Raw genomic sequence first — 8028 nt, forward strand, 5'->3', positions numbered from 1 at the left:
AGACCCCCGTTCGGCGGTTCGTCCCGACTGTATTGCAGTTCATAGACTTTCGACTCCCTTCGAATCCAGTCCGGCCGCCGTGCGCCACCGGGTGTCGAGGACTGCGTCGAGGGCCCCCTCGACGCACACCTGGAGCGACGCGCCGCGCCGCTGCGGTCCGCGTATCCATTGCCGGTAGCCGAATTCCGCGGCGGCCAGCATCAGATGCACCAGCAGGCCCGGGCGGCTGTCGAGTTCGGTATCGCACCCCATTCGTGCCGCGACGAGAGCGACCAACCGGTCCCGGTGCTCCGGAGCGATCAACGCCACCCGGTCCATCAGGTGCGGGGCGGTGCGAAAGGCGGAGCGCCACTCGTCGATCTCCGCAGCCTCGAAGGTGTTCGATCGAGCCAGGATCGCCCGTGCCAGGGCGACGTCGGCGGGCTCGGAATCCGGACGTTCCTCGAGGAGCGTCACGATGCCGGCGCCACCCTGGCGCACCGGGTCCAGCAGCAGGTCCTCCTTGTTGCGCACGTGCCGGAAGTACGTGCTCGGTGAGACCCCTGCCTGGGTGGCGATCTGCTCGGTGGTCACCTCGTCGAAGCCATCACGTGCGAACAGCGCGAACGCTGCGCGCTGTATGTCCGCCCGAACCTGAAGTCGTTGCCGCTCACGCAAGGACATCGAATTGCGCCTTTCCCGGACTCGGGGACCGTCCCCGGATCCGCCTCTCGTCGCGGGCGGCGCCGTCGCTCGATTCCGCCCTTTGAGATAGTCTCCAAACATGACAGCGGCTGTCAAGTAGTGAGTTTATGTCGAATTTTCTCGGGTGGTTCGGTCACGGCAGATACGAGGTGGATCGCCACGCGGCCAGGGCGGCCGCGGCTCGCAGGAGGTTCGTCGGCGTGGTCAGGTCCAGCCCGGTCAGTGCCGCGGCCTTGCGCAGGCGGTAGGCGACGGTGTTCGGGTGCACGTGCAGCATCGCTGCCGCCGCGGTCCGGTCGCACCCGACGTCCAGGTACGCCTCGAAGGTGAGGCGAACGTCCTCGTGGGAATCGAGCGGGGACAGGGTGTTCGCGAGTATCCGGGTCGCCGCGCTCGGACGGGTCAACTGGTACTCGACTGCGACGTCGTGCATCCCGACCGTGCCGCTACGCCGGCCGTAGCGACGGGCCACGTCGAGCACGTCGCGGGCGCGGGCGAGCGCGTCGGGGACCCGCGTCGGTGCGGCGACGTCCACTGCGCACACCATCGAGGTGTCGAGGATCCGCTCGATTCCGGTGAGGCCGCGACGCAACCGCAGGTACTCGGGACCGTCGGCCCAATCCGATTCGGACGGTGTGGATTCCACGATGGGAACAAGTGCCGTGCCACCCGCGGCACCGATCGCGGTCAACGCTCGGTCCCGGCCGAGGCCGTCGAGCTCGCTCAGCAGCCGCCTGGTCTTGCGGCGCTGTGCGACCGCGGTGTCCACGTCGGCGGCGGCCTCGTCCGGGTGTGGCGCGACATGGATGGCCACCACCCAGTAGAGGCGGGGGAGGGTCAGCCCGAAGTGGTCGGCGGTAGATTCCGCTCCGGACCCCGAGGTGAGCGCGGCGAACAGGGACCGGACCGCGGTGTCGTCCTCTCGCGACGGCGACCGGTCGGCGCCGTAGCCGGAGAGGACGGCGGTGGTCGCGACCAGCAGGTAGCTGTGCAGCAACCGACCGGCCCGGGCCAGCGCCGGCCCGTCGCCCTCGGCGGCGAGGGCCGTGATCGCCTCCCACCAGTGTTCGACCCCGATGTGGTAAGCGCGCAGCACGTCTGCCATCGGGACGAGTTCTTCGGCGCGGTGCCCCGCAGACCTGCTCACCGCGGAGAGTTCGTCCGGCTCGGGTGTCCGGTTCGCGCGCAGCGCGGCGATGAACAGCTCGAGATTGCGCAGGATGATCGCGGTGACGTCGGTACGCACCGCCTCGTCCGGCAGGGACCGGTAGAACGGCACCTCGGTGCGCACCGCGTGCACGGTGGCGGCCACGAGGTCGTGGGTCCGCTGGGCCAGTTGGTCGGCCAGCGGACGGCCGCTCAGCACCACCGGACCGGCGGCGACTCCTTTGTCTCCGGACACAAATTCCTCCCGAATCTCGAGCGCGGCCGACAACGCCGACCAGCCACCTTCCGGAGACTATGTAATCCACGTCACTCTCGGCCGGACAACTGGCCGAGAGGTGCGGCCCACATCGCAGACAAGGAGTTCGAAGTGTTCCGACCGTTCAGACGAGCGTCACGCTGGGGCGCGGTGTGTGCCGTGCTCGCCCTACCGGTCGTCGCGTCCGGTGTGGCCGCCGCGGCGCCGCAACCGATCGAGTACGTCGCGCTCGGTGACTCGGCGGCGGCCGGACCGCTCATCCCCGACCAGGACACCGCACAGCTCGGCTGCCTGCGTTCGAACCACAACTACCCGTCGGTGGTGGCTGCCGATCTCGGCGCCCGGCTCACCGACGTGTCCTGTTCCTCCGCGCGCACCGTCAACCTCACCGACGTCCCGCAGTCCACCGTCGGTGGACCAGTCGCCCGCCAGATCGACGCGCTCGGTCCGACCACCGACCTGGTCACGATCACCTCCGGTGCCAACGACTTCGGGCTGGTGACCACCGCGCTGAGCTGTGTCAATCCGTTGCCCCAGCCGACCGGATTCTCGTGCCGGGACCGATTCACGAAGGGCGGTCAGGACCAGCAGGTCGCGCAGATCGACGCATGGGCGCCGGCCTGGGGCGCCATGCTCGACCGCGTCCGCGAGCGCGCCCCGCAGGCCCGCGTCGCGGTGATCGGCTACGGGACCTACATCCGCCCCGGTGGATGCCCCGGTACCCAGCCGATCTGGCCACAGGATGCCGACTACCTGCAGAGCGTGATCGCCCATATGAATGCCGCGATGGCGGCGCAGGCGCGGTCGCGGGGAGTCGAGTTCGTCGACATCACCGCGGCGACCGCCGGCCACGACATCTGTGCCGAGCCTGCGGGTGCGTACTACACCGGTGTGGTGCCGGGCGAGCTCGCGGTCCCGCTGCATCCGACCGCACTCGGCATGCGGGCCATCGGCGCGCACGTCGCACAGCAGCTGCGGTAGTGGTGCGGAACAGGATCGGTGCGGCTGTCGCCGCGCTGATCGTGGTGGCCTGCCTCTGGTCAGGCACGGCGGTCGCAGCTCAGGCGGGGGTGAGCGTCCGGGCCGCGCCCACACGCAGTAACGACCTGTGGGCGGGACCGGGACCGTACTCGGTGACGTCGAACTCGCGCAGCGACAGCGTCGGTGTCCTCGCCGGACCACTGCGTGCACTGCTCGGGACCGACAACGTCGAGTGGCCGCAGGATCTCGCCTTCGTGCCCACGCAGTTCTTCTACCCGGATGACCCTGCGTCGCTCGAGCGCCCGCTCCCACTCGTGGTGTGGGGCAACGGCAGCGGTGCGGTGCCGTCCTTCTACGCTCCGCTGCTCCGGCATCTCGCGAGCTACGGCTTCGTGGTGGCTGCCTCGGCTAGCCCGATGCCCGCGTTCGGAGTGTCCATGAACCTGAGCCTGATTCAGGCCGATCTGGCGAACGCGGACCCGGCGAGCCCCCTGTTCGGCCGCATCGACACCGCCCGGGTCGCCGCGGTCGGTCACTCGGCCGGGGGACAGGGCGCCCTGAACATGGCGGCCAATCCCCGCGTCACGTCGACGTTGGCGATCCAGCCGGGGCCGCTGACGTTGCCACCGCTGGTTCGTTCGCAAACCCTGATCGTGGGCGGTGACCGTGACTGGATCGTGCCGTGGTTCCTGTGGCCGCAGCTCGACTTCCGCGGCAATCCCAACCCCACGTATCTCGCGGTCGGTCGGGGTGTCGGACACTTCGACACCCTCGACCACGATCCGTCCGGCCCCCTGTGGGGCGTCAGCACCGCCTGGTTGCTTCACACCCTGCGCGGGGACCCGGACGCCGGACGCTTCTTCGTCGGCGAGAACTGGTTGCTGCCAGGCGATCCCGACTTCAGCGTGGTCGAGCGCAACGCACGGGCCGCGGGCATTCGCTGAGCACGGCCGCTACCGAAGCGGCGCGGCCGCGTAGCCGGCGTCGCTGACGACGCCGATCACCGCCGACTCGGCGAGCGGTGCAGTGCTGGTGATCGTCAGGCGACCGGTGCCCGGGTCGACGTCGATGGCGGTGACGCCGTCGAGTCCGTCGACCGCCTTGCGGACCGAGCTCGCGCAGCCGCCGCAGGTCATGCCGGTGACGGTGTAGTTCGCGATGGTCATGTGGATCTCCTCTTGTCTCACCCGATACCGATAGGGGGTACGGGCTTTCCGGAAATCCGACCGTACCCCCAGGGGGTAAGGATGGCAAGTCCGGATCTAGCCTTGCCTCATATACCCATGGGGGGTATAAATCGAAACGCGGCAATGTCGCCGCGACTTCGAATCCCATGGGAGGGGTGATCGAGATGAACTCGATCGACAACCCGACGTCAACTCGAAAGTGGTTGGCGCTCGGACTGATTGCGCTCGCACAGTTCATGGTCATCATGGACACGTCCATCATCGGGGTGGCGCTGCCGCGGATGGGGGAGGACCTCGGATTCACCCAGGAGAACCTGACCTGGGTCTTCAACGCCTACGTGGTGGTCTTCGGCGGCCTGTTGCTGCTCGGCGGCCGGCTGTCCGATCTGTTCGGGGCCCGCCGGATGTTCGGCCTCGGCTGGGTGATCCTGCTGACGGGCTCCGCCGTCGCCGGTGCCGCCGGCAACGTCGCCGTGGAGCTCACCGGCCGCGCCGTCCAGGGGGTCGGCGCGGCCCTGATCGCCCCCGCCGCGTTGACCCTGCTGATGATGCTGTTCGGGCAGACGCCCCGGGAACTGACCCGGGCGCTGGCGGTATACGGCGCGGCGGCACCGGCGGGCGGTACGGCCGGGGTGTTCCTCGGCGGCCTGCTCACCGAGTACGCGTCGTGGCCGTGGGTGTTCTACATCAACATTCCGATCGCGGTGCTCGCCCTGGTGGCCGGGCCGGCGCTGCTGCCGGGCGGACGCGGTGTCGCGACCGGTGGCGTGGACCTGATCGGCGCGCTCACCGCGACCCTCGGCATCGGCGCGGCGGTGTACGGAATCGTCCGCGCTCCCGAGGTGGGCTGGGGCGACCCGCGGACCTGGGGCGTCCTCGCGGCGGCGGCGGTCCTGCTGGCCGGGTTCGTGGTGATCCAGGCCAAGCGTCGGGAGCCGCTGGTGCGGCTGGCGATCTTCCGGACCCCGAACCTGGGTGCGGCCAACCTCGCGCAGTTCCTGCTCGGTGCGGCCTGGATCCCGATGTGGTTCTTCCTGAACCTCTACCTGCAGCAGGTGCTGGGGTACTCGGCGTTCCCGTCCGGTGCCGCGCTGATCCCGATGACCGCGTTGATCATGATCGGGATGATTGTGCTCGCGCCGCGGCTGATCGGACGGTTCGGCCCGAAGCCGTTGGTGGTGGCCGGATTGCTGTTGCTGGCGGCGGGTCTGGGCTGGCTGTCGCTGGTTCGCCCGGACGGCAACTTCTGGGTCGACGTGCTGCCGGCCTCGCTGGTGTCGGCGCTCGGCATGGCGTTGGCCTTCATTCCGTCGCTCGGCACGGCCATCTCCAGCGCGCGCCCGGAGGAGGGCGGGCTCGCCTCCGGCATCGTCAACACCAGCTACCAGGTGGGATCGGCGCTCGGGCTGGCCGCGGCCACGGCCATCGCGGCGGTGGCAGGTGCGGGGGCGCTCGGGGACCGGGTGGCGTTGACCGACGGTTTCTCGGCGGCCTTCGTCGCCGCCGCGGTGATCGCCCTGGCCGGGGCGGTGCTGGCACAGGTCACCCTGCGCTCGGCCGTGACCGAGCCGCAGGCCGATCCGGTGCCGGCCCGATGAGGCCGGCAGGTGTGTTCGAGGATCCGCGGGTGCGGGCGGTGCTGCGCTGCACCACCGGCTGTCTGCTGGTCGCCGTGCGGGCCTGGCTCAGCCCGCGCTCCGGCGGTACCGCTCGCTGAGCATGGCGTGGTGTTCGGCCCGCCTGAGACACTCCTCGCGGAGCTCAGGCGGGTCGAGCACTGTGAACGGCACCCCGAACGCGGTGAGCCAGTTCGCGATCCCCGCGAGCGAACCGCCGGTGAGGTCCACCGCGCAGTGCTCAGCGTCGACGGATTCGACTGCGCCCCACTGCGCGTCCACCATCGGCGCGATCTGCTCGATCGGGGCGTCGAGCAGCACCCGCGCCCGGGCCTGGCCGGCGGCGCGACTGATGCCCCGGGAGACGAACGCGGCGGCGTCGCCCGCCGGCAGCTCGCGCGGCGTGAACCGGGGCCCGCTGGGCGTTTTGGGCGTCATCCGGTCCACCCGGAACGATCGCCAGTCGTCGCGCGTCAGGTCCCAGGCGACCAGGTACCACCGCGCCCCGGCCCGGACCAGTCGGTGCGGTTCGACCTCCCGCCTGCTCTCGGTGCCGTCGGGGGTGCGGTAGTCGAAGCGCAGCCGCTCGTGGACGTGGCAGAGCGAGGCGATCGCGGAGAGCACCTTCGCGTCGACCGCGGACCGCGGCGTGCCCTGGGGCACCACGTCGATCCGCAGCGCGTCGAGGCGGTGCCGCAGCCGCGAGGGCATCACCTGCCGCAGTTTGGTGAGTGCGCGTAGCGACGAGTCGCCGAGGCCCTCGACCGATCCGGTGGCGCCGGATTGCAGGCCGAACGCGACGGCCAGCGCCTCCTCGTCGTCCAGCAGCAGCGGCGGCATCTCCGCGCCCGCGCCGAGCTGATACCCGCCGCCGACGCCAACGCTCGCGTTGACCGGATACCCGAGGTCGCGCAGCTTGTCCACGTCGCGGCGCACCGTCCGTGGCGTCACGGCCAGCCGTTCCGCCAGGTCCGCGCCCGACCATTCCCGCCGCGTCTGCAGCAGCGACAGCAGTCGGAGGAGTCGTGCCGAGGTCTCGAGCATGGGACCACTCTGCCAGTCATTGCGGACAGTTGTGGTCCGCATTAGCCGGGGAGTCGACTGACGATCCGCATCGAGGGGAGGTTCTCGCGCCCACACGCCGAGTGAGCCCCCGACAACGTCCTCTTCGATCGTGCGGGTCCCTGGAACACTCGAGGAATTCGGGGGAGGGGCAATCGCGATGGCCGACTTGTGGCGGAGGGGACCCGGCTCGATGAGGCGCTTCCGGCGCGGGGGACTGGCTTCGCCGTAGTGACACTCGGGGCCCTGGCCGGTCACCGGTCCGGCTTGCCGCGCTTGTCGCCACGGAGCGGGACTCGCACCCCGACGGGATGCCGACGGCGAAGGCCGTGTCGTCTGCGTGATTCGTTGCGTTTTACGAATCATGTTGTGTCGCACTGGAATGAATCCACACCCGCGAGTGCGGAGTGCAGGGTACGTTGGCCCCCGACGGCAGATCGTCGCGGCCGACGGGTGCGTGGCGGGGGTTGTCGGTTGCACTGCCTGAGGGGGTTTCGTCACGTGCCGGCGAACGTGTTGGTGACGTTTCTTCCATCACCCCTGGAACTGTTCACGACCGCGTCGACCGATGTCGGTCTCGCGGCAGTTGTCATGGCGGGGCCCCGTCCGAGGTCCCGCCCCTTTCACACAGGAGGATCTTGATGAGACATCACTCCGGGCGTCGAATCATCTCGACGGTCGTCGTTGCTGCTGCCCTGGCAGGGGGTCTGGCGTGCGGTGTTGGAACCGCGGCGGCAGATTCCTCCGACCCGGCGGAGAACGTCATCCACTCCCGGTCGGAGGCGACGTTGGCGACCGCGGACACGGTCGGGTCGTCGGACACGCTCCTCACGAGCACCGACATGATCCTGAGCCCGGTTGTGTATGCCGGCCTCGACGTGGTCGGCACTGTCTGCAGTACGGTGCGGAACCTCCTGCTGGGCCAGAACTACTGCTTGGCGCGTCCCGGAATGGACGACCAGGTCTGACCCCTCGGGAGGGCAGTCACAGCAGTGGGCGCCCCGGAACGACTTCCGGCGGCGCCCCCCGCAGCTAGAAATAGATCCCGACACCCTGTTATGGGCCCCGCCCAGAG

Annotated in this window: 8 protein-coding genes; 4 read left to right on the plus strand and 4 right to left on the minus strand. The window is 69.8% G+C overall.

From position 1 onward, the window contains the following. Nucleotides 1-39: 39 nt before the first annotated feature. Together ACFXGJ_RS13165 and ACFXGJ_RS13170 are read right to left on the minus strand one after the other, a co-directional pair. Nucleotides 40-663 (minus strand): TetR/AcrR family transcriptional regulator, encoded by a 624-nt coding sequence (locus ACFXGJ_RS13165; protein WP_378620191.1) that lies wholly within the window; start codon nucleotides 661-663, stop codon nucleotides 40-42. A 154-nt stretch (nucleotides 664-817) separates the two neighbouring features. Next, a complete protein-coding gene (locus tag ACFXGJ_RS13170; protein ID WP_378620194.1) occupies nucleotides 818-2086 on the minus strand; it encodes a PucR family transcriptional regulator in 1269 nt (422 codons plus the stop codon). Nucleotides 2087-2266: 180 nt separating this feature from the next. Here ACFXGJ_RS13170 and ACFXGJ_RS13175 point away from each other — a divergent pair, with 180 nt between their 5' ends. Continuing rightward, the gene (locus tag ACFXGJ_RS13175) at nucleotides 2267-3088 is read left to right on the plus strand and encodes an SGNH/GDSL hydrolase family protein (RefSeq protein ID WP_378620197.1); all 822 of its coding nucleotides are present in this window, start codon (nucleotides 2267-2269) and stop codon (nucleotides 3086-3088) included. Next, nucleotides 3088-4032: an alpha/beta hydrolase family protein gene (locus tag ACFXGJ_RS13180; protein WP_378620200.1), complete on the plus strand. Its 945-nt coding sequence runs from the start codon at nucleotides 3088-3090 to the stop codon at nucleotides 4030-4032. Before ACFXGJ_RS13175 ends, ACFXGJ_RS13180 begins: the two co-directional genes overlap by 1 nt. Before the next feature lie 9 nt (nucleotides 4033-4041). On the opposite strand, the gene ACFXGJ_RS13185 is transcribed toward ACFXGJ_RS13180, so the two are convergent. Next, complete coding sequence (locus ACFXGJ_RS13185; RefSeq protein WP_378620202.1) at nucleotides 4042-4254, minus strand: heavy-metal-associated domain-containing protein; 213 nt, start codon at nucleotides 4252-4254, stop codon at nucleotides 4042-4044. A 185-nt stretch (nucleotides 4255-4439) separates the two neighbouring features. On the opposite strand from ACFXGJ_RS13185, the gene ACFXGJ_RS13190 reads away from it, so the two are divergent. Further along, complete coding sequence (locus ACFXGJ_RS13190) at nucleotides 4440-5873, plus strand: MFS transporter (protein ID WP_378620210.1); 1434 nt, start codon at nucleotides 4440-4442, stop codon at nucleotides 5871-5873. Between the two features lie 87 nt (nucleotides 5874-5960). Here ACFXGJ_RS13190 and ACFXGJ_RS13195 read toward each other — a convergent pair whose 3' ends face one another. Then, complete coding sequence (locus ACFXGJ_RS13195) at nucleotides 5961-6935, minus strand: helix-turn-helix transcriptional regulator (RefSeq protein WP_378620205.1); 975 nt, start codon at nucleotides 6933-6935, stop codon at nucleotides 5961-5963. 659 nt (nucleotides 6936-7594) lie between these two features. Here ACFXGJ_RS13195 and ACFXGJ_RS13200 point away from each other — a divergent pair. Further along, nucleotides 7595-7921, plus strand: coding sequence for a hypothetical protein (locus tag ACFXGJ_RS13200; protein ID WP_378620207.1), 327 nt, complete (start codon nucleotides 7595-7597; stop codon nucleotides 7919-7921). Nucleotides 7922-8028 lie beyond the last annotated feature (107 nt).

Source organism: Rhodococcus sp. NPDC059234 (assembly GCF_042754225.1).
GTDB lineage: Bacteria > Actinomycetota > Actinomycetes > Mycobacteriales > Mycobacteriaceae > Rhodococcus_G.

What these genes read in the sequence shown, in the direction of transcription:
- ACFXGJ_RS13165 (WP_378620191.1), bottom strand. Translation starts at nt 663, where the DNA reads ATGTCCTTGCGTGAGCGGCAACGACTTCAGGTTCGGGCGGACATACAG.
- ACFXGJ_RS13185 (WP_378620202.1), bottom strand. Translation starts at nt 4,254, where the DNA reads ATGACCATCGCGAACTACACCGTCACCGGCATGACCTGCGGCGGCTGC.
- ACFXGJ_RS13190 (WP_378620210.1), top strand. Translation starts at nt 4,440, where the DNA reads ATGAACTCGATCGACAACCCGACGTCAACTCGAAAGTGGTTGGCGCTC.
- ACFXGJ_RS13195 (WP_378620205.1), bottom strand. Translation starts at nt 6,935, where the DNA reads ATGCTCGAGACCTCGGCACGACTCCTCCGACTGCTGTCGCTGCTGCAG.
- ACFXGJ_RS13200 (WP_378620207.1), top strand. Translation starts at nt 7,595, where the DNA reads ATGAGACATCACTCCGGGCGTCGAATCATCTCGACGGTCGTCGTTGCT.